Raw genomic sequence first — 20,332 nt, forward strand, 5'->3', positions numbered from 1 at the left:
CAGGGAAAGCGCGCGGACATTAGAGGGGCAAAACCGGGATGCCAAGGGGCGTTTGCGCAATGATGATCCAACAAACCTCACTCGATCATCGCTTCAACCGTTTCCCGAGGGTAAAGCATGAATTCGCGGTAGAGCCGAAAATGCGGCACATCCTCCAGCGCGACAGGCCTGACGCTGTAACTGTCGATCTGCCACAGGTCCGCACCAGGCAATGCCATCAGGATCGGCGAATGGGTCGCCATGATGACCTGCGCATTGTCGGCGCGCTGTATCCGACGCAGCAGTTTCAGAAATTCGAACTGCCGCTGGGGCGACAGGGCGGATTCCGGCTCGTCCAATATATAGAGTCCCTGGCGCTCCATACGCTCGCCAAAGAAATCGAAAAATCCCTCACCATGGGACGCGCGCAGATATTGGGGGCCGACAGCCCCCACCTCGAATGCCGCCTGATCCAGATAGCGCGCGACCGAGAAGAAGGTCTCCGCGCGAAAGAACCAGCCTTGCTTGACCTGCGGCAGCCACGCTCCGCGCAGATGCCCCGCCAGCGAGCCAGCATCGCCAGCCGAGGCCGGCGCATCCTCCACCGCCCGCATTCCTTGCGCGCCGCCGGAATCGCTGAACCCAGCCAGTTGCGCGATCGCTTCCAGCAAGGTGGACTTACCCGTCCCATTCTCCCCGACCAGAATCGTCACCGGCCTGGAGAAATGGAAGTCCAGCCCGCCGTTACGAATGAGCGGAAGGTTGAAGGGATAATGACCCCAGTCCGGCGCCCGATCGGGATCGTCATCCCGCAGCCAGACACGCTTCAGATATGGCGGCGGCAGCGATGTCGTGCGTTGCTTCGATCCCATGGCGGGCCACGATAGCGAACGCCTATTCATCCGCAAGCGAAACGAAAAAGGGCGCCCCGCAGGGCGCCCCTTCCCTTTTTCCTGTCGCGTGCGCTGGCGATCAGACGCCGGCGGCGGCAGCCACTTCGGCGGCGAAGTCGCTGACTTCCTTCTCGATGCCTTCGCCCAGCTGGAAGCGGACATAGCTCTTCAGCGTGATCGAAGCGCCGGCATCCTTGGCGGCCTTGGCGACGACGTCGGCGACCGGGGTCTTGTTGTCCATCACGAACAGCTGCGACAGCAGAGCCTGCTCCTTGGCGAACTTGGCGACCGCACCGTCGACCATCTTGGCGACGATCTCGGCAGGCTTGCCCGATTCGGCGGCCTTTTCGGCGGCGATGGCGCGTTCACGCTCCAGCAGGGCCGGATCGATGTCGGCAGCCGACAGGGCCAGCGGGAAAGCGGCGGCGATGTGCATGGCGAGCTGCTTGCCCAGCGGCTCCAGAACGTCGGCAGGCGCATTGCCTTCCAGCGCGACCAGCACGCCGATCTTGCCCAGGCCCGGCGCAGCGGCGTTGTGGACGTAAGGCACGACGACGCCTTCGGTCACTTCGACATGGGCGACGCGACGGACGGTCTGGTTTTCGCCGATGGTGGCGACGTTCGACACCAGCTTTTCGGCGATCGTGCCGCCGGCGGGGTGCGCCTGCGCGGTCAGGGCTTCAGCGTCGGCAGCGCCGCTTTCCAGCGCGACGGCCGAAACGGTGCGGACGAAATCCTGGAACTGGTCGTTCTTGGCGACGAAGTCGGTTTCGCTGTTCACTTCGACGGCGACGCCCTTGGTGCCGGCGACGGCAACGCCGACCAGGCCTTCAGCGGCGGTACGGCTCGACTTCTTCTGGGCAGCGGCCAGACCCTTGGCGCGCAGCCAGTCGGTCGCCGCTTCGATGTCGCCATTGGCTTCGGTGAGCGCCTTCTTGCAGTCCATCATGCCCGCGCCCGAACGGTCGCGCAGTTCCTTGACGGCGGCAGCAGTAATCTCGGCCATGATAAGGCTCCTAATTTCTGAGGGGATTTAAATATGCGGCAGGGCGCGTTCCTTGTGGAGCGCGCCCTAGCCTGTCATTCTTGCAGTTCGAAGACCGCGGATCAGGCCTGAACGGCGATCTCTTCGGCTTCCGGCTCGGCCAGCGCGCCCAGGTCGACGCCCGAAGCCTGCTGCGCACCACGGTTGCCCTTGGTGGCGGCGGCGGCGATCGCGTCGCAATAGAGGCGGATGGCGCGGCTGGCGTCATCGTTCGCCGGAACCGGGAAGGCGATGCCGTCGGGCGACACGTTCGAATCGAGGATCGCGACGACCGGGATACCCAGCGTGTTGGCTTCCTTGATCGCCAGCTCTTCCTTGTTGGCGTCGATCACGAACATGACATCGGGGATGCCGTTCATGTCGCGGATGCCGCCCAGCGACAGTTCCAGCTTCTCGCGCTCGCGGGTCATCTGGAGGACTTCCTTCTTGGTGAAGCCGTGGGTGTCGCCCGACAGCTTCTCTTCGAGGGTCTTCAGGCGCTTGATCGAGCCGGAAATGGTCTTCCAGTTGGTGAGCATGCCGCCCAGCCAGCGATGGTTGACGAAGTGCTGGCCCGACTTGCGGGCGGCTTCGGCGATCGGATCCTGCGCCTGACGCTTGGTGCCGACGAACAGCACCTTGCCACCGGCGGCGACGGTCGCCGACACGAAGTCCAGCGCGCGGCCGAACAGCGGCACGGTCTGCGACAGGTCGAGGATGTGGATGCCGTTGCGCTCGCCGAAGATGTACGGCTTCATGCGCGGGTTCCAGCGGTGGGTCTGGTGGCCGAAGTGGGCGCCAGCCTCGATCAATTGGTGCATGGTGACGACAGGTGCCGCCATAATCTTTCTCCTTCCGGTTGCTACCTCTGGGAATCAGGAACCAGCCAAGACCTGAAAGGCCGGGCAAGGCACCGGATATGTCGATTCCCATGTGGAATGGGCGCGCGTTTAGACGCGAAAAAAGACAATTGCAAGGGTTGACGGCGCGCCCGAATGAGAACATAAGAAGAACAGACGGAACAAAGACGGTTAGCAGCCGTTCCCATCGTCATAGTGAGCCATGGCGTTCATATGGCAAGATAGAAAGTGGTCGACATGTTCACTCTTGTTGCAGCGACTCTCTTTTCCGCCGCCTTCATGTTGGCGATCGGCACCATCGCGTGGATGTTCGCGGCCTATCATGACAAGATGGTGGCCGCCCTGCTGTTCCAGCCCATTCCGCAGACGCCGCAGGTCTATCATATCCGCGTCAGCCGTCCGCGCGTGACGCATGGCCTGCGCAAGGTGAACCGTCCCCTGCCCGTCGGCGCAATCGCAGCCTGATCTGATTTATGGGGAGGGCAAGCCCCTCCCTTTTCCGTTCGTTTCGATCGCAGTCGAGACACACAGAGCAACTCAGCCCTGAACCGCCGCCTCGCGCTGCCGCTTCACCTTGGCATAGGACATGATGCCGAACGGGATGAGCGCAATATAACCCGCACACAGGATCAGCAGCGTCAGCCAGGGATCCGTCACCAGCAGGGCCGCCATCAGCCCCGCCACCGCAATCGCCTCCAGCCTGATGCGCTTGCGCAATCGCAGCGCCGACCAGCTATAGGTGGCGATATTGGAGATCATCAGGAACGCCGCGAAGGCCGTCCAAGGGGCGACCACATACCAGGCGCGGAAAAACTCCTCGCCCGTCACCAGCCAGAGATAGAGCGGCACGAACGCCAGCCCGGCCCCGGCAGGCGCAGGAACGCCGGTCAGGAATCCCGCCGATTTGTGCGGCTGCTCATCCGCATCGATGTTCGCGTTGAAGCGGGCCAGTCGCAGCGCACAGGACAGCGCATGGGCCAATGCGAAGATCCAGCCGAATTTCGGCATGGCATGCAGCGACCAGAGATAGAGGATCAGGGCCGGCGCGACGCCGAACGCGATCGAATCGGACAGCGAGTCCAGTTCCGCGCCGAAACGGCTTTCGCCACGCAACATGCGCGCGATCCGGCCATCCAGCCCATCGAGCACGCCGGCGAACAGGATCGACAGAACCGCCCGCTCCCACTCGCCCGAAATGCCGTACCGCACGCCAGTCAGGCCGAAGCACAGCGCCATCGCCGTGACGGCGTTCGGCGCCAGCATCCGCAGGGTTATCCCCCGCCGCAGCCCGCGCGGCACCGTGCGTCGCTGGCGGCTCAAGCCAACCGCTCCGCCTGCTGGGAAAGGATGCGCGTCACTGCTGGATGCCCGCCACCACGCGGCGGTCGCCGATCTGGCCGAGGATCGTCTCGCCCGCGACGGTGCGCTGGCCCAGGATCACGCGCGGCGCGGTGCCGGCAGGCAGATAGACGTCGACCCGGCTGCCGAAACGGATCAGGCCGATGCGCTGCCCTGCCGCGACCATGTCGCCAGGCTTGACGAAGGGCACGATGCGCCGCGCGACCAGACCCGCAATCTGGGTGAAACCGACGCGCAACCCGTCATGACGTTCGACCAGGATATGCTGGCGCTCATTATCCTCGCTCGCCTTGTCGAGGTCCGCGTTGAGGAACTTGCCGGAGATATAGACGACCGACTTCACCGTGCCTCCGATCGGCGTGCGGTTGATGTGGACGTCGAATACGCTCATGAAGATGGACACGCGGATCAGCGGCTGGTCGCCCAGCCCATTTTCCCCGGCCATTTCGCGCGGCGGCGGCACGCGCTGGATCAGCGTCACCAGACCATCGGCCGGCGCGATGATCGCGCCTTCATCCTGCGGCACGGCGCGCACCGGATCGCGGAAGAAGGCGAACACCCAGATCGTCACCATGACCATCAGCCAGCCCAATATCTCCCACCCCACAAGGAACAGGAGGCCAGTGATCGCGGCGGCGATCAGGCCGAACTTCATCCCCTCCGGATGGACCGAAGGGAAGCGCCATTTAACATTGCCGCCGGCGGCAATCGTGATCTCGTCATTCTCCATGGGCACCGTCTTTAGGGAGAGAGTGTTGCCCTGACAACGACCGATCCGGCGCATGGCTCCGCACGCGGCAGATTCCTGCCCCTCCATGGTTGAACATTGCCGCCGCTTTCCCTAGGGCGTCCCCATAATTCCACCCAAGAGAAAGAAGGCGAATAGGCGCTATGGCGAAGATCAAGGTGAAAAACCCCGTCGTGGAGATCGACGGCGACGAAATGACCCGGATCATCTGGGAATGGATCCGTGAGCGCCTCATTCTCCCCTATCTCGACATCGACCTGAAATATTACGACCTCAGCGTCGAAAAGCGCGACGAAACCAACGACCAGATCACGATCGATTCCGCGAACGCGATTAAGCAATATGGCGTCGGCGTGAAGTGCGCCACCATCACCCCCGACGAAGCCCGCGTCGAGGAATTCAACCTCAAGTCGATGTGGAAGTCGCCGAACGGCACGATCCGCAACATCCTGGGCGGCGTCGTGTTCCGCGAACCGATCGTCATCTCGAACGTGCCGCGCCTGATCCCCGGCTGGACCAAGCCGATCGTCGTCGGCCGTCATGCCTTCGGCGACCAGTATCGCGCGACCGATTTCAAGGTGCCCGGCGCCGGCAAGCTGCGCCTCGTCTTCGAAGGCGAGAATGGCGAGACGATCGACCGCGAAGTGTTCGACTTCCCCGGCTCGGGCGTCGCGATGGCGATGTACAACCTCGACGATTCGATCCGCGACTTCGCCCGCGCCTCGTTCAACTATGGCCTGAACCTCAAGTGGCCGGTCTACCTGTCGACCAAGAACACCATCCTCAAGGCCTATGACGGCCGCTTCAAGGATCTGTTCCAAGAAGTGTTCGAGACCGAGGGCTTCGCGCAGAAGTTCAAGGACACCGGCATCGTCTACGAACATCGCCTGATTGACGACATGGTGGCGTCCGCCCTCAAGTGGAGCGGCGAATTCGTCTGGGCTTGCAAGAATTATGACGGCGACGTCCAGTCGGACCAAGTCGCCCAGGGCTTCGGCTCGCTCGGCCTCATGACCTCGGTCCTGCTCTCGCCCGACGGCAAGACGGTGGAAGCCGAAGCCGCGCACGGCACCGTCACCCGCCACTATCGCCAGCACCAGCAGGGCAAGGCGACCTCGACCAACCCGATCGCCTCGATCTTCGCCTGGACCGGTGGCCTCAAGTTCCGCGGCAAGTTCGACGAGACGCCCGATGTCGTGAAGTTCGCCGAAACGCTGGAAAAGGTCTGCATCCAGACCGTCGAAAGCGGCGCGATGACCAAGGATCTGGCCTTGCTGATCGGCCCGGATCAGGCCTGGATGACCACGGAACAGTTCTTCGAGGCGATCCGCGCCAACCTGGAAACCGAAATGGGCAAGTGGAACTGATCCCTTTCCTTACGGTTTCAGTACGGTAACGGAACGAGGCGGCGCCGCATCCCGGCGCCGCCTTTTTCTTTGGCAGCAACGACCGGGAGACTGACCTTGACCACCACCGCCAAGAAACGCCTGGAGGTCCGCGCCGCGGTCCCGTCCGACGTGCGCGGCATCCAGCGGCTGATCGCCCGCGTCTATCCCGGCCTGCCCAATTATTCGCTGGCTACCCTGCGCGGCCAGATCAACAATTTCCCGACCGGCTGCTTCGTCGCCCTCTATGACAGCAAGGTCGTGGGCTATTGCGCGACCATGCGCGTCAGCAAGAGCATGGCCTTTTCCTATCATGACTGGGAGGAGATCACCGCCAACGGCTTCGGCACGCGCCACAGCGCGGCGGGCGAATGGCTCTATGGTTATGAAATGGCGGTCGATCCCAAGCTGCGCGGCCTGCGCATAGGCCAGCGCCTCTATGACGAGCGCAAGGAACTGGCCGAGGAACTGGACCTGCATGGCATCGTCATCGCCGGCCGCATGCCCGGCTATGCCCGCGCCAGGCGCCGCGTCGGCAGCCCGGCCGACTATCTGGAAAAGGTGATCCAGGGTAAGCTGCGCGATCAGGTCATCAGTTTCCAGCTCAAGAACCAATTCGAGCCGCTCGGCGTGCTCGAAAATTACCTGCCGGAAGACAAGCAGTCGGACGGCCATGCCGCGCATCTCGTCTGGCGCAATCCCTATGTCGACCCCGACGAGGCGCCCGAAATGCGCGTGCCGCGCGGCGTGGAGAGCGTCCGCCTCGCCACCTGCCAGCTTCAGGCGCGCGCCGTGAAGGATTTCGACGAGTTCGTCCGCAACATCGAATATTTCGTCGATGTCGCCGCCGATTATCGATCCGACTTCATCGTCTTCCCGGAGCTTTTCACCCTTCCCCTCCTCTCCTTCGAAACGAAGAAGCTGACGCCGATCGAGGCGATCGACAAGTTGACCGCATACACCCCGCGCCTGACCAAGGAACTGACGCGGATGGCGCTGGAATATAATATCAACATCATCGGCGGCTCTCACCCGACCCGCGCCGACGATGGCGATATCCAGAATATCGCTTATGTCGCGCTGCGGGACGGATCGGTCCATACGCAGGAAAAAATCCACCCGACCCCCAATGAGGCCTTCTGGTGGAACATCAAGGGCGGCGACGCGCTCGACGTGATCCAGACCGACTGCGGCCCGATCGGCGTCCTCATCTGCTATGACAGCGAGTTTCCCGAACTGGCGCGGCGGCTGGTGGATCAGGGCGCGCGGATCATCTTCGTGCCCTTCTGCACCGATTCCCGCCTCGGCTATATGCGCGTGCGCTATTGCGCGCAGGCCCGCGCGATCGAAAATCAATGCTATGTCGTCATGTCGGGCAATGTCGGCAACCTGCCGAACGTCGACAATATGGACATCCAATATGCCCAGAGCGCGATCCTGACGCCCTGCGACCTGCCTTTCGCCCGCGACGGCATCGCGGCCGAATCCACCGAGAATGTCGAAACGCTGACCATGGCCGACGTGAACCTGGCGGACCTCAGCTGGGCACGCGCCGAAGGGACCGTGCGCAACCTTCGCGACCGCCGATTCGACCTCTATCATATCGACTGGGACAGCAATCCCGACCATGGCCATGCGCCCAGCGGCGGGCCGGTTCCGGCAGGCGGCCATAATTCGCCGGGGGGTGGATAAATCCGCCTCCGCACATATCCAGGGGCAGCATTACCGTTCGGACTGGAACCGATCAGGCCCGGAACAGCACCCCGCCTGTCATCGGCGCCGGTGCGCCCGTCGTCCCCGGAAAGCTGATCGCCAGCCCTTTCAGGCGCCGCACCGCCATATAGGCGAAGCCCTGCGCCTCCAGCGCGTCACCATCCCAGCCCAGTTCGTCCACGCTCAGCACCTGCGCTCCCGTCCGCTGCGCCAGCATCGCCATCAGCGTCGCATTATGCCGCCCGCCGCCCGCGACATGGATCTGCGCCGGCCGCTCGGGGAGATGATCGACACCCCGCGCCACCGCCGCCGCCGTGAACGCCGTCAGGGTTGCCGCGCCATCTTCCAGATTCATGCCCCGAACAGCGTCGATGCTGAACTGCTCGCGGTCGATGCTCTTGGGCGGAGGCGCTGCGAACCAGGGATCGGCCATCAATGCCGCCAGCCGCGCTTCGTCCACCGTTCCCCGCGCAGCGCACGCTCCACCCGCGTCATAGGCGGCATCGCCATGGGTCTGCATCCAGTTGTCGATCAGCCCACTCGCCATGCCGGTGTCGAAGGCGACCAGCGTCCCGTCCGACCCGATGAAGGTGATGTTCGCCACCCCGCCCAGATTGAGCACGGCCGCCGGCTTTGCCAGCCCATCGGCCAACGCGCGATGATAGACCGGCAGCAGCGGCGCGCCCTGCCCGCCCGCCGCCACATCGGCGCTGCGCAGGTCGCCGACGACGGAAATCCCGAACGCCCCGGCCAGCGCTGCGCCATCACCAATCTGCCAGGTCCAACCCCATTCCGGCCGGTGCGCGACAGTATGACCGTGAAAGCCGATCACGCCCACATCCTGCGCGATATGCCCGCTGCGTCCCAGCAAGTCCGCCACCGCCTTCACATGATATTCGGTCAGGTCCGCCTCGACCGACGCGATCAGCGGCTCGAAGCCCGGTTTCTTCATCGCCATCGCCCGCTGGCACGCCTCGGCCAGCCGCAGGCGGAACCCGTCATCATATTGCATGGCGTGAAACGCGATCGCCTCGACTTGCCCCGCGCCATCCGTCTCGATGAGCGCGGCGTCGATCCCGTCGCGCGATGTGCCGGACATCAGGCCGATAGCTAGCATAGTCAAAACACTCCGCCTCTTTTACAGTCGCAACCGCAATGCTACAGGCGCGCGCCATGAGCAACTATCAGTCCGACCTCCTGCGCCTGCTCGAAGCGCGCGGCTACATCCACCAGCTGACCGATGCGGAAGGGCTGGACGCCCTTGCCGGCAAGCAGGTGGTGCCGGGCTATATCGGCTTCGATCCGACCGCGCCGTCGCTTCATGTCGGCCATCTCGTGTCGATCATGATGCTGCGCCAGTTGCAGAAGGCCGGTCACAAGCCGATCGTCCTGATGGGCGGCGGCACCGGCAAGATCGGCGATCCCAGCTTCAAGGACGAAGCGCGCAAACTGCTGACGGTCGACAGCATCAAGGACAATGTCGCCAGCATCAAGCGCGTGTTCGAACGCTTCCTGACCTTTGGAGACGGCCCGACCGACGCGATCATGGTCGACAATGCCGACTGGCTCGACAAACTGGAATATATCCCGTTCCTGCGCGACATCGGCCAGCATTTTTCGGTCAATCGGATGCTGAGCTTCGATTCGGTGAAGCTGCGCCTCGACCGCGAACAATCGCTCAGCTTCCTCGAATTCAACTATATGATCCTCCAGGCCTATGATTTCCTGGAATTGTCGCGCCGCTCGGCCTGCCGCCTCCAGATGGGTGGCTCCGACCAGTGGGGCAATATCGTCAACGGCGTCGAACTCGCGCGCAGGGTCGACGGGACGCAGGTCTTCGGCCTCACCACCCCGCTGCTCACCAATGCCGACGGCACGAAGATGGGCAAGACCGTAGGCGGCGCCGTGTGGCTGAACGAGGATCAGCTGTCGCATTACGACTATTGGCAGTTCTGGCGGAACACCGCGGACGCCGACGTCGCCAATCGCCTGCGCCTGTTCACCGACCTGCCGATGGACGAGGTGAACCGCCTCGCCGCGCTTCAGGGCGCGGAGATCAACGAGGCGAAGAAGATCCTCGCCAATGAGGCGACGGCGCTTTGCCGCGGCCTCGACGCCGCGACGGCATCGGCGGAAACGGCCCGCAAGACATTCGAGGAAGGCGCATCGGACGCCAACCTGCCGACCGTCAGCCTTGGCGCGGACGGCCTCAACGTCGTGCAGGCGACGACCGGCCTCGGCTTCGCAACGTCCAACAAGGAAGTGCGGCGCAAGCTGACCGAGGGCGCGATCAAGGTGAATGGCGAAGTCGTCACAGACCCGGCCGTCACGCTGAAGCCCGGCGACAAGCTCAGCTTCGGCGCGAAGAAGCACGGTCTTATCGTCGCCTGATGCTGGTTAAAGGGAAAGAGCGTTAGCCAGTGGTTAACGCTCTCCCCTAGTAAAGCGTCCATGTCCGAGGGACTAGACTCGGGCGCATGTCCTCCTCGGTCTTCGCCAATCTCGGCCATGTGCTGCGCACGCGCGACCCTTCGGTCGAGCAGAGGCGCGCGCAACGCGACCTGGTCGACATGGTCAGCCACGCCACCGCGCGCGGCCGCACCCAGGGCATCCGCATCATCAACATCTCCGCGCTGGGCCTGATGTGCCGCACCGACGGCGAGTTCCTGACCGGGGAGCGCATCACCGTCTGGTTGCCGGTGCTGAAGGATTATCCCGCCGTCATCCGCTGGGCGCAAGATGGGCGTGCCGGCATGGAGTTCATGGAACCGGTCAAGCCACGGCTCTACGACGCGATGATGGCGCTCATTCCGCCGCGCCGTACCGCCTGGTAGCAGCTTCCAGCGCCACAAGGCCCTCGCCCGCTTCCACCCGCTGACGCCCGCGCACCAGCGCCTCGGGCATGTCGGTCCGCAGGAAGGTGAGCATCGCCTCCCGCACCTCGCAGCGCAGGTCGAAGGCGATGCCCGCATTGCGCGCGCTCAGCAGGCCGCGCAGTTCCAGCGCATCGGCGCGATGGTCCGTTACCTGCAGGATCGCGACCCGCCCGTCCCAGCGGCTGTTGGCCTTCACGGCCTCTACGAAGCAGGCACGGATACGTTCGATATCGGCGGTCGGATCGACATAGAGAAAGACCGTGCCCAGCAGGTCGGACGTCTTCGTCGTCCAGTTCTGGAAAGGCTTTTCGAGGAAATAGGATACCGGCACCACCATGCGCCGGTCGTCCCATATGCGCACGATGACATAGGTCAGCTTGATCTCCTCGATCCGTCCCCATTCGCCTTCGATGATGACGACATCGTCCAGCCGGATCGGCTCGGAAAAGGCCATCTGGATGCCGGCGATCAGATTCTTGAGCGCCGGTTGCGCCGCCGCGCCGACCGCGAGGGCAGCCAGCCCCGCCGACGCCATCAGCGACACGCCGATCGTTCGCACGCCCGGAATGGCGATCAGCATCATCGCGATCACGAAGAAGCCGACGATGCACTGGCAGATGCGATAGAGGATGCTGATCTTGGTCCGTTGCCGCCGGGCCTTGAGGTTATCCTCGACGCTGATGTCGGCGCGCTCTTCCAGCATCGCCTTGCCCGCGCGCATCACCCGCAGGATCAGCCAGCCGACGAGCAGCGCAAAGATCATGCGCGCGCCGATCGACCATATATCCTCGATACGTTCGCCCAGTTCGATCGACTTGAGGCCCGCCCCCAGCGCCAGAAGCACGACCAGCCATCGGGTCGGCTGGAAGATGGCGGGCAGCAGTACCGGCTCGATCCGCGCGCGCTTCACCACGCGCACCGCGATCCAGTAGAGCGCCCAATGAATGACGAAGGCGATAGCCACCGACAGCGCGATCGAAAGCGCGGCCATCGGCGAGATATGGGTCAGGCTGATGTCGGACATGCCTGGGGCAACGCGGGCACGCGCTTTTTTGTTTCGCAGATGCAGCGGGATTTGCGGCAAAGGGTTATTTGCTACCGATCTTATCCTGATGCACCGCAGTTTTCCGCGCGCCCAGCATGGTCCAATGCTTGACGCCCGCTGGCGCCAACCATAGCATCCGTCACAGTCTGGTGCAGTATTCGGAGGCATGCTCCCATGGAAGACATCCCCACGGAGCGCGCGCCCGGATACCGCTATCCGAGACGCGACACCGCGCCTTTGATCCGGCAACTTTCCGTTGTTCCCGACTGGCGCAATGCCCTGCTGCTGATCTTTCAATGGGTCGTCATGATCGCGGCCTGTGTGATCGCGATCCGGGTGGATCGGGTCTGGGCCTATCTGCTGGCGGGGGTCGTCATCGGATCGCGCATCCAGTGTCTTGCGGTGATGATGCACGAGGCCTGTCACAGGATGCTGTTCAGCAATCGTCGCCTCAACGATCTGATCGGCGACATTTTCGTCGCCTATCCGCTGGCGCTGAGCGTGGATCTCTATCGTGTCGCCCATATGGTGCATCACCGCCACACCAACACGATGCGCGACTTTGATTATCGGGTCCAGCGGAAGGATCCCGACCAGCATTTCCCGAAAAGCGGTCGTGAGATGGGGGTGCTGCTGCTGCGCAGTGTGTTCGGCCTCAACTATTATCGCGTGGCGCGCGCCGGTCGGATCTGGGCGCCTATTGCCAATTTCCACAATCCCCGGCGCTTCGGCTTCGATTATCGGCTGGGGTTGCGGTTGCGCTATATCGTCTGGGCGGCGCTGGTCTACGGCCTGATCCTGGCGTCGCCGTGGCGCTGGCAGATATTGGGCCTGTTCACGATCCCGCAGTTCCTCTGGGTGAACGTCTTCAACCGGATCCGGGCGATGGCGGAGCATAATGGTGTCGCCGACGAGCGGGAACTCAACGGCACGCGCACCGTCATCCCCACTCTGCTCGACCGGTTCCTGATCGCGCCGTTCAATGTCAGCTATCATCTGGAACATCATCTGTTCCCGTCAGTGCCGGGGCACAATCTGCGGCGGCTACACAGGCATCTGATGACCGATCCGGTCTATGCGGCGAACGCGCATATCACGCGCGGCTATTGGGGCGTGATCCGGGAGTTGATGCCGCCGCCCGCACCTTCAGGCGCAACTGAGCAGGGCGCGGTTGCGGAGGTCAGATCCTGACGCCGGACCGGCTTCTACCCGCCCCTGAGCAATCCCACAGCCGCATCCTTCTCGAACAGATAGAGGCAGGTCCGCGCCGCCTGCCCGCGTGCGCTGTCGAGGCCGCCGTCGCGCTCGATCAGCAGATGCGCGTCGTCCCGCGCGCTGTCGACCAAAGCCGCAACATGCTCGGGCGTTGCGACCTTCAGTTCCGCCTCACCCGACTGGCGCGTGCCCAGCACTTCGCCCGCGCCGCGCAGCTTCAGATCCTCCTCGGCGATGCGGAACCCGTCATTCGTCTCGCGCATCAGCGCCAGCCGCGCCCGCGACGTCTCGCCCAGCGCATTGCCGCGCAGCAGCAGGCAGACCGACGGCTTGTCGCCGCGCCCCACGCGCCCGCGCAACTGATGCAATTGCGCCAGCCCGAACCGTTCCGCCCCCTCTATGATGATGAGGCTGCTATTGGGCACATCCACGCCCACTTCGATCACCGTGGTCGCGACCAGTATCTGCGTGCGGTTGGCGGCGAAGGCCTCCATCGCCGCATCCTTGTCCAGCCCTTTCATCCGGCCGTGGACAAGGCCAACGCGGTCGCCGAAGCGCATCTTCAGCGACTCCGCCCGCGCCTCGGCCGCGGCCTGGTCGCTGGTTTCGCTTTCCTCGACCAGCGGACAAACCCAATAGGCCTGTCCGCCGCCCTCGACATGGCGGGCCAGCGCATCGACCACCTCGTCCAGCCGGCTCGCGGCCATGACGAGAGTCTGGATCGGCTGGCGCCCCGGCGGCATCTCGTCCAGCCGCGACACCTCCATTTCGCCATAATAGGTCAAGGTCAGCGTGCGCGGGATCGGCGTCGCCGTCATCACCAGCAGATGCGGCGACCGCTCCGCCTTGCTCGCCAGCATCATCCGCTGCGCCACGCCGAAGCGATGCTGTTCGTCGATCACCGCCAGACCCAGCGCCTTATATTGCACCGCTTCCTGAAAGATGGCGTGGGTGCCGACGAGGATGTCGATGCTGCCATCCGCCAGCCCCATTAGAGTCGCTTCGCGCACCTTGCCCTTCTCACGCCCGGTCAGGATCGCGATCTCGATCGGCAACCCCGACGCCATTTTCCGCAGCGTCTCATAATGTTGCCGCGCCAGGATTTCGGTCGGCGCCAGCATGGCGCCCTGCATTCCCGCCTCGACCGCGTTCAGCAGCGCCATCAGTGCCACCAGCGTCTTGCCCGACCCGACATCGCCCTGAAGCAGCCGCAGCATCGGCGTCGCCTGCGCCATGTCGCCCTCGATTTCACCGATCGCCCGTCGCTGCGCTCCGGTGGGCGCGAACGGCAGCTTCAGCATCGCGCGCAGCCGCCCGTCGCCCTCGATCGGAACGCCACGCCGCCGCCGCGACGATTGCCGCACCAGCATCAGCGCCAGTTGCCCCGCGAAAATCTCGTCATAGGCCAGCCGCTCGCGCGCCTTAGCGTCCGACGGATCGGCATGGACCCGCGCCAGCGCATCCTTCCACGCGGGCCAGTCCTTGCGCGCCAGCAGGCTCGGCTCGATCCATTCGGGCAATTCGGGCGCGCGAGCCAAAGCCTGCCCCGCAATATCGCGCATCCGGTTGTTGGTCAGCCCTTCCGACAGCCCATAGACCGATTCGCGCGCGGGCACGGTCGCCGCCTCTTCGGGCGGCAGCACATAGTCGGGATGCACCATCTGGAGATTGTCGCCATAAGCTTCCAGCTTGCCCGACACGAATTTGGGTTCATTGAGCGGCAGCAGCTTGCGCGGCCAGGCGCTGTTCTTCCCGAAATAGACGAGGGAGACGGTATTGCCCCCCCCGTCCACCGCCTGCACGCGGAACGGCGCGCGCGCGCTGCCGCTGGCGCGATAATCGACCGGGGTCAGCATCGTACCAATCACCCGGCCCGCATCCGCCATGTCCAGCTCATCGGTCAGGTGCCGGTCCACCCAGCTCACCGGAATATGGAAGGCGACGTCGACCGCGCGCGCCAGCCCCAGCCGCTCCAGCGGACGGGCGAGCGCGGGGCCGATCCCCTTGAACAGGGATATTTCGGCAAAGAGCGGATTGAGAATATCGGGTCGCATGGCTATCTGCTCCCCCTAGAGCATTTTCGAGGCGGTCGGAACGGCCGCTGGCTCGGAAAATGTGACAACAAATTGCGCCAGCCGGGACGGTCATACAAATACCCGATCGGCAGGCGGCGCCATGCCCGTTAAAGGAACAAATTGTGAACGACAATCCCCAGATGCGCCGCATCAAATTCCGGGCCTGGCATCGCGGCACGCGGGAGGCGGACTATACGGTCGGCGGATTCTTCGAGCGTTACCATGCCGAATGGGACGCGGAGGAAATCGCCTGGTTCGAACGCTTCATGGATGAGCAGGACGCCGACATCATCGGCTGGGCGCTCGGCACCATCCCCGTGCCCGAAGTGTGGCAAGGCCCGATGATGGACAAGTTCCTCAAGCTCGATTTCGTGAAGATCGAAAATTGATGCCGTCATCTCCGCGAAGGCGGGGATCCATCTCCTGACGGACCAACTAGGCGAAAGGCCGGGAGATAGATTCCCGCTTTCGCGGGAATGACGAAAAACAGCATGACCGATCTCCAGAAAATCCTGAAGGCGAAGGCGCCGCTCACCCTGTCGGGCGTTCCCGCGGGTTTCCAGCCCTGGCTGCTGGCCGACATCGCCCGCGCTGCCGGAGTGGGGGGCGGGGCCGCGAATGGCCGCGCCGTCTTCATCGCGTCCGACGAGCAGTTGATGCGCGCGGTCGCGGATACGGCGCATTATTTCGCGCCGGAGATCGAAATCATCGAAATCCCCGCATGGGACTGCCTGCCCTACGACCGCGCCAGCCCTTCGCTGCGCGCCGCCTCCGCCCGCCTCGCGGGCCTCTACGCGCTCCAGGCGAAACCCAAGGGGCCGCAACTGGTCGTCACCACGCTGGCGGCGATGACCCAGCGCACCCTGACCCCGTTCCGCGTCCGCCAGCTGGTCGCGAAGCTCGCGCCCAAGGAACGGATCGCCATCCAGAAGCTGGCCGAGATGCTCCAGGCTAACGGCTATGTCCGCACCGACACCGTCCACGACCGGGGCGAATTCGCCATTCGCGGCGGCATCGTCGATCTCTTCCCCGGCGGCGAGGAACAACCGCTGCGCCTCGACTTCTTCGGCGACGAGATCGAGACGGTCCGCCGCTTCGACCCGTCCGACCAGCGCACGATCGAAAATGTCGAGGGCTTCACCCTCCTCCCCGCCTCCGAAGCGCTGCTGGACGAGGACACGATCAAACGCTTCCGTCTGCGCTATCGCGAGACGTTCGGCGCGACCGCGACCGGCGACCCGCTCTATCAGGCGGTCAGCGACGGCCGCCGCCTCGCGGGCATGGAACATTGGCTGCCCCTGTTCGAGGAAAAGCTGGTCCCTCTCGCCGATCATCTGGGCGACGGCGCAGTGCTGATCCGCGATCATGGCGTCGCCGGCGCGGCGGAATCCCGGTTCGAGGCGATCCGCGACTATCACGCCAACCGTATCCAGGCGAAATCCGCCGATCCCGGCGCCTATCGCCCGCTGAAACCCGATTCCCTCTATCTCGACGCCGCCGAATGGGACGCCGCCGTCGCCACCCTGCCGATGCACGGCACCACGCCCTTCCACGAACCGGAAAGCGCGACCGTGCTCGACTTCTCCGTGGACGGACCTCGCGATTTCGCGCCCGAACGCGCGCAGAACAGCAATATCTACGAAGCCGTCGGCAAGCATATCGCTGCGCTCCGCCGCGAGAAGAAGAAGGTCGTCATCGCCAGCTATTCCGGCGGCGCGCGTGAACGCCTCTCCGGCCTGCTCGCCGATCATGGCGTCGCCCGCCTCGCCGCGGCCGACAGCTGGCAGGAAGCGCTGGGCATCGCCGCGGGTGGCAGCGTCACGCTCATGGTCCTCGGCCTCGACCATGGCTTCACCGCGCCCGATGTCGCCGTCCTCACCGAACAGGATATGCTGGGCGACCGCCTCGTCCGCCGCGCCAAGCGCAAGAAGAGCGCCGACGCCTTCCTTCAGGAACTTGCCACCCTCTCGCCCGGCGACCTCGTCGTCCATATGGACCATGGCATCGGCCGCTATGAAGGGCTGACGCAAATCCCGGTGGCGAAAGCCCCGCACGACTGCGTTGCCCTCACCTACGCCGGCGGCGACAAACTCTACGTCCCGGTCGAAAATCTCGAAGTCCTCTCCCGCTACGGCTCCGAAAATGAGGGCGTAACCCTCGACAAGCTGGGCGGCGAAGCCTGGCAGCGGCGTAAGGCGAAGATGAAGGAGCGCATCCGCGAAATCGCGGGCGAGCTGCTCAAGACCGCCGCCGAACGCGCCCTGCGCGCCGCCACCGTCGCCGAGCCCGACGCGGCGGGCTATCCCGCCTTCGTCGACCGCTTCCCCTATCAGGAAACGGACGATCAGGACCGCGCGATCAGCGACGTTGTGGAGGATCTGGGCGCCGGCAAGCCGATGGACCGCCTCGTCTGCGGCGATGTCGGCTTCGGCAAGACAGAGGTTGCGCTCCGCGCTGCCTTCGTCGCAGCGATGGCGGGAATGCAGGTGGTGGTTATCTGCCCCACCACGCTCTTGGCGCGCCAGCATCACATGAATTTCGAAGAACGCTTCCGCGGCTTCCCGGTCAATATCGGTCGCCTCTCCCGCCTCGTCCCCGACAAGGAGGCCAAGGCGACCAAGGCGGGCCTGGCCGACGGCACGATCGACATCGTCGTGGGCACCCACGCGCTGCTCGCCAAGGGGCTGGAGTTCAAGCGCCTCGGCCTCGTCATCGTCGACGAGGAGCAACGGTTCGGCGTCACCCACAAGGAACGCCTCAAGTCCCTGAAAACGGACGTCCACGTCCTGACGCTGACGGCCACGCCCATCCCGCGAACGCTGCAAATGGCGATGTCGGGCCTGCGCGAACTATCGGTCATCCAGACGCCGCCGGTCGATCGCCTCGCGGTCCGCACCTACATCATGCCCTGGGACGGCGTGGTCATCCGCGAGGCGCTGCTGCGCGAACATTATCGCGGCGGCCAGAGCTTCTTCGTCGTACCGCGCATTTCCGACCTCACCGAAGTCGAGGAGTTCCTGCGCACCGAAGTCCCCGAAGTGAAGCCCATCGTCGCCCATGGCCAGATGAGCGCCACCGACGTCGAAGAACGCATGTCCGCCTTCTACGACAAGCGCTATGACGTGCTGCTTTCCACCACCATCGTGGAATCCGGCCTCGACATCCCCAGCGCCAACACGCTCATCATCCACCGCGCCGACCGCTTCGGCCTCGCCCAGCTCTACCAGCTGCGCGGCCGCGTGGGGCGCTCCAAAACGCGCGCCTATGCCTATTTCACGACGCCCGCCAACCGCATCATCACCGAAACGGCGGAAAAGCGATTGAAGGTTCTCTCCGACCTCGACACGCTCGGCGCAGGCTTCCAGCTCGCCTCCCACGACCTCGACATTCGCGGCGCGGGCAATCTCGTCGGCGACGAACAATCGGGCCATATCAAGGAAGTCGGGTTCGAACTCTACCAGTCGATGCTGGAGGACGCGATCATGGACGCCAAGGCCGGCGGTGTCGGCATCGAGCGGCGCAGCGACAGCTTCTCGCCCCAGATCACCGTCGACGCGCCGATCCTCATTCCCGACGATTATGTGCCGGACCTCGACCTGCGCATGGGCCTCTATCGCCGCATCAACGAACTGGAGGACCGCAACGGTCTGGAAGCGTTTGCCGCCGAACTGATCGACCGCTTCGGCAAGCTGCCGCTACCCACGCAGAACCTGCTCAAGATCATAGAGATCAAGCAGAACTGCCTGATCGCGAACATTTCCAAGATCGACGTCGGGCCGAAGGGCGCGCTGGTCAGCTTCTTCGAGGACCGCTTCCCCAAGCCCGCGGGTCTAGTCGCCTATGTCCAGAAACTCAACGGCGTCGCTCGCCTGCGCCCCGACAGCAAGATCGTCGTCGAACGCGCCTGGCCCGACCCGCAAGCCCGCCTCAACGGCGCGCTGCAACTGTCGAAGGGGCTGATGAAGGCGGCTGGGTGAGCCTGTCCCGGCGGCAATGGCACGGGGAGCTTCTTCCCCCTGCCGGGGCCGACGCTCTCCAACCGTCGCACTTCACATGCCGTGTCGCGTTCCGGCTGTCGCTGGAATGGCGGCACAGGAAATGTCCCGCAAATGCGGGCTCATTTCCTGCCATTCACCCCGTCAAGCCGCCACCGGCTCCAGCAATTGGTCGCGCGTCGCCAGCAATTCATCCAGCGGCGGCTGGTCGCTTCCGCGCGTCACGCTCGCCATGGCGCGATCGAGCCGCGCCCTCGACAGGTCGCTGATCTCCGGCAGCGTTTCCACGATGCCGACCATGTCGTCCATCTTGCCGAAGCAGTTGAGCGCCAGGTCGCATCCCGCCGCGATCACGCCTGCCGCCAGTTCCGGAATGCTGCCCTTGAGCGCCTTCATATCCAGGTCGTCCGACATCAGCAGCCCGTTAAATCCGATGCGCTGGCGGATGATCTCGCCGATCACGGTCGGCGACAGGGTGGCGGGCCGTTCCGCATCCCATTCGGTATAGACGACATGCGCGGTCATACCGATCGGCGCGTCGCGCAGCGTGCGGAAGGGAGCAATGTCCGTTTCCAGCGCATTGAGGTTCGCGTCGACCAACGGCAGTTCCAGATGGCTGTCGACCAGTGCGCGGCCATGGCCGGGGATATGTTTGACGATGCCGACCACGCCGCCCTCGGCCAGCCCCTCCAGCACCGCGCGGCCCAGCGCCGCCACCCGCATCGGCTCGGCGCCCAAGGTCCGGTCGCCCATGATGTCGCTCGCCCCCTCCTGCCGCACGTCGAGCAGCGGCAGCGCGTCCACGGTAATGCCGGCCTCCGCCAGCGTCAGCGCGATCGCCCGCGCATTGGCACGCGCCGCCGCGATCGCGCTCGAAGGCGCAACGTCATAGAGCCGGTCGAAGATCGCGCCGGGCGGAAAGCTGGGCCAGACCGGGCTTTGCATCCGGGTCACGCGCCCGCCCTCCTGATCGATCATGATCAGCAGGTCGTCGCGTCCGTGGAGGGCGCGCAGATCGTCGGTCAGCGCGCGCAGTTGCGCCCGATCGACAATATTGCGCTTGAACAGGATGTAACCCGCCGGCTCCGCCTCGGCAAAGAAGGCGCGTTCGTCGGGGGTCAGGGTTTCGCCGGCAAGGCCGAAGATCACAGGCTTCATGCCCACG

The 20,332-nt window shown here is 64.5% G+C and carries 17 protein-coding genes; 8 read left to right on the forward strand and 9 right to left on the reverse strand.

What is annotated here, in order from left to right:
• Positions 1 to 77: 77 nt before the first annotated feature.
• From DM806_RS08740 to rpsB, 3 genes are all read right to left on the reverse strand, one after another.
• Positions 78 to 851 (reverse strand): AAA family ATPase, encoded by a 774-nt coding sequence (locus tag DM806_RS08740; protein ID WP_179042842.1) that lies wholly within the window; start codon positions 849 to 851, stop codon positions 78 to 80.
• Between the two features lie 100 nt (positions 852 to 951).
• Positions 952 to 1,878, reverse strand: coding sequence for a translation elongation factor Ts (gene tsf, locus DM806_RS08745; RefSeq protein ID WP_179042843.1), 927 nt, complete (start codon positions 1,876 to 1,878; stop codon positions 952 to 954).
• 101 nt (positions 1,879 to 1,979) lie between these two features.
• Positions 1,980 to 2,738: a 30S ribosomal protein S2 gene (rpsB, locus tag DM806_RS08750; RefSeq protein WP_093013169.1), complete on the reverse strand. Its 759-nt coding sequence runs from the start codon at positions 2,736 to 2,738 to the stop codon at positions 1,980 to 1,982.
• 255 nt (positions 2,739 to 2,993) lie between these two features.
• Between rpsB and DM806_RS08755 the strand changes: the two genes are divergently transcribed.
• Entirely contained in the window at positions 2,994 to 3,221 is a 228-nt protein-coding gene (locus DM806_RS08755; protein ID WP_179042844.1) for a hypothetical protein, read from the forward strand.
• Positions 3,222 to 3,293: 72 nt separating this feature from the next.
• On the opposite strand, the gene DM806_RS08760 is transcribed toward DM806_RS08755, so the two are convergent.
• Together DM806_RS08760 and DM806_RS08765 are read right to left on the reverse strand one after the other, a co-directional pair.
• A complete protein-coding gene (locus DM806_RS08760) occupies positions 3,294 to 4,019 on the reverse strand; it encodes a CDP-alcohol phosphatidyltransferase family protein (protein WP_179042892.1) in 726 nt (241 codons plus the stop codon).
• A 91-nt stretch (positions 4,020 to 4,110) separates the two neighbouring features.
• Positions 4,111 to 4,845, reverse strand: a complete 735-nt coding sequence (locus tag DM806_RS08765; protein ID WP_179042845.1) for a phosphatidylserine decarboxylase — start codon at positions 4,843 to 4,845, stop codon at positions 4,111 to 4,113.
• Positions 4,846 to 5,006: 161 nt separating this feature from the next.
• Here DM806_RS08765 and DM806_RS08770 point away from each other — a divergent pair, with 161 nt between their 5' ends.
• On the forward strand, positions 5,007 to 6,230 hold the full coding sequence (locus DM806_RS08770; RefSeq protein WP_179042846.1) for an NADP-dependent isocitrate dehydrogenase: 1,224 nt from the start codon (positions 5,007 to 5,009) through the stop codon (positions 6,228 to 6,230).
• 96 nt (positions 6,231 to 6,326) lie between these two features.
• A complete protein-coding gene (locus DM806_RS08775; RefSeq protein ID WP_179042847.1) occupies positions 6,327 to 7,940 on the forward strand; it encodes a bifunctional GNAT family N-acetyltransferase/carbon-nitrogen hydrolase family protein in 1,614 nt (537 codons plus the stop codon).
• A 52-nt stretch (positions 7,941 to 7,992) separates the two neighbouring features.
• Here the strand turns inward: DM806_RS08775 and DM806_RS08780 are convergent, their stop codons facing one another.
• Complete coding sequence (locus tag DM806_RS08780) at positions 7,993 to 9,078, reverse strand: anhydro-N-acetylmuramic acid kinase (RefSeq protein ID WP_179042893.1); 1,086 nt, start codon at positions 9,076 to 9,078, stop codon at positions 7,993 to 7,995.
• Between the two features lie 56 nt (positions 9,079 to 9,134).
• On the opposite strand from DM806_RS08780, the gene tyrS reads away from it, so the two are divergent.
• A complete protein-coding gene (gene tyrS, locus DM806_RS08785; protein ID WP_179042848.1) occupies positions 9,135 to 10,352 on the forward strand; it encodes a tyrosine--tRNA ligase in 1,218 nt (405 codons plus the stop codon).
• Between the two features lie 86 nt (positions 10,353 to 10,438).
• Positions 10,439 to 10,795 (forward strand): PilZ domain-containing protein, encoded by a 357-nt coding sequence (locus tag DM806_RS08790; protein WP_179042849.1) that lies wholly within the window; start codon positions 10,439 to 10,441, stop codon positions 10,793 to 10,795.
• On the opposite strand, the gene DM806_RS08795 is transcribed toward DM806_RS08790, so the two are convergent.
• On the reverse strand, positions 10,767 to 11,861 hold the full coding sequence (locus tag DM806_RS08795; protein WP_179042850.1) for a mechanosensitive ion channel family protein: 1,095 nt from the start codon (positions 11,859 to 11,861) through the stop codon (positions 10,767 to 10,769). The genes DM806_RS08790 and DM806_RS08795 overlap by 29 nt on opposite strands.
• 195 nt (positions 11,862 to 12,056) lie before the next feature.
• On the opposite strand from DM806_RS08795, the gene DM806_RS08800 reads away from it, so the two are divergent.
• On the forward strand, positions 12,057 to 13,073 hold the full coding sequence (locus tag DM806_RS08800) for a fatty acid desaturase family protein (protein ID WP_179042851.1): 1,017 nt from the start codon (positions 12,057 to 12,059) through the stop codon (positions 13,071 to 13,073).
• Between the two features lie 14 nt (positions 13,074 to 13,087).
• On the opposite strand, the gene recG is transcribed toward DM806_RS08800, so the two are convergent.
• Entirely contained in the window at positions 13,088 to 15,151 is a 2,064-nt protein-coding gene (recG, locus tag DM806_RS08805) for an ATP-dependent DNA helicase RecG (protein WP_179042852.1), read from the reverse strand.
• A gap of 143 nt (positions 15,152 to 15,294) precedes the next feature.
• On the opposite strand from recG, the gene DM806_RS08810 reads away from it, so the two are divergent.
• Both DM806_RS08810 and mfd read left to right on the forward strand, forming a co-directional pair.
• Positions 15,295 to 15,561, forward strand: coding sequence for an FAD assembly factor SdhE (locus DM806_RS08810; protein WP_179042853.1), 267 nt, complete (start codon positions 15,295 to 15,297; stop codon positions 15,559 to 15,561).
• A 102-nt stretch (positions 15,562 to 15,663) separates the two neighbouring features.
• Positions 15,664 to 19,149, forward strand: coding sequence for a transcription-repair coupling factor (mfd, locus tag DM806_RS08815; RefSeq protein ID WP_179042854.1), 3,486 nt, complete (start codon positions 15,664 to 15,666; stop codon positions 19,147 to 19,149).
• Between the two features lie 162 nt (positions 19,150 to 19,311).
• On the opposite strand, the gene nagZ is transcribed toward mfd, so the two are convergent.
• A complete protein-coding gene (gene nagZ / locus DM806_RS08820) occupies positions 19,312 to 20,325 on the reverse strand; it encodes a beta-N-acetylhexosaminidase (RefSeq protein ID WP_179042855.1) in 1,014 nt (337 codons plus the stop codon).
• Positions 20,326 to 20,332 lie beyond the last annotated feature (7 nt).

This window comes from Sphingobium lactosutens (assembly GCF_013393185.1).
Lineage (GTDB): Bacteria > Pseudomonadota > Alphaproteobacteria > Sphingomonadales > Sphingomonadaceae > Sphingobium > Sphingobium lactosutens_A.

Excerpts from the sequence above, each read along its gene's own strand:
- nagZ (WP_179042855.1), bottom strand. The coding sequence starts at position 20,325 with ATGAAGCCTGTGATCTTCGGCCTTGCCGGCGAAACCCTGACCCCCGAC.
- DM806_RS08795 (WP_179042850.1), bottom strand. The coding sequence starts at position 11,861 with ATGTCCGACATCAGCCTGACCCATATCTCGCCGATGGCCGCGCTTTCG.
- rpsB (WP_093013169.1), bottom strand. The coding sequence starts at position 2,738 with ATGGCGGCACCTGTCGTCACCATGCACCAATTGATCGAGGCTGGCGCC.
- DM806_RS08755 (WP_179042844.1), top strand. The coding sequence starts at position 2,994 with ATGTTCACTCTTGTTGCAGCGACTCTCTTTTCCGCCGCCTTCATGTTG.
- recG (WP_179042852.1), bottom strand. The coding sequence starts at position 15,151 with ATGCGACCCGATATTCTCAATCCGCTCTTTGCCGAAATATCCCTGTTC.
- DM806_RS08760 (WP_179042892.1), bottom strand. The coding sequence starts at position 4,019 with ATGCTGGCGCCGAACGCCGTCACGGCGATGGCGCTGTGCTTCGGCCTG.
- DM806_RS08770 (WP_179042846.1), top strand. The coding sequence starts at position 5,007 with ATGGCGAAGATCAAGGTGAAAAACCCCGTCGTGGAGATCGACGGCGAC.
- DM806_RS08790 (WP_179042849.1), top strand. The coding sequence starts at position 10,439 with ATGTCCTCCTCGGTCTTCGCCAATCTCGGCCATGTGCTGCGCACGCGC.
- mfd (WP_179042854.1), top strand. The coding sequence starts at position 15,664 with ATGACCGATCTCCAGAAAATCCTGAAGGCGAAGGCGCCGCTCACCCTG.
- DM806_RS08740 (WP_179042842.1), bottom strand. The coding sequence starts at position 851 with ATGGGATCGAAGCAACGCACGACATCGCTGCCGCCGCCATATCTGAAG.
- DM806_RS08765 (WP_179042845.1), bottom strand. The coding sequence starts at position 4,845 with ATGGAGAATGACGAGATCACGATTGCCGCCGGCGGCAATGTTAAATGG.
- DM806_RS08800 (WP_179042851.1), top strand. The coding sequence starts at position 12,057 with ATGGAAGACATCCCCACGGAGCGCGCGCCCGGATACCGCTATCCGAGA.
- DM806_RS08780 (WP_179042893.1), bottom strand. The coding sequence starts at position 9,078 with ATGCTAGCTATCGGCCTGATGTCCGGCACATCGCGCGACGGGATCGAC.
- tyrS (WP_179042848.1), top strand. The coding sequence starts at position 9,135 with ATGAGCAACTATCAGTCCGACCTCCTGCGCCTGCTCGAAGCGCGCGGC.
- tsf (WP_179042843.1), bottom strand. The coding sequence starts at position 1,878 with ATGGCCGAGATTACTGCTGCCGCCGTCAAGGAACTGCGCGACCGTTCG.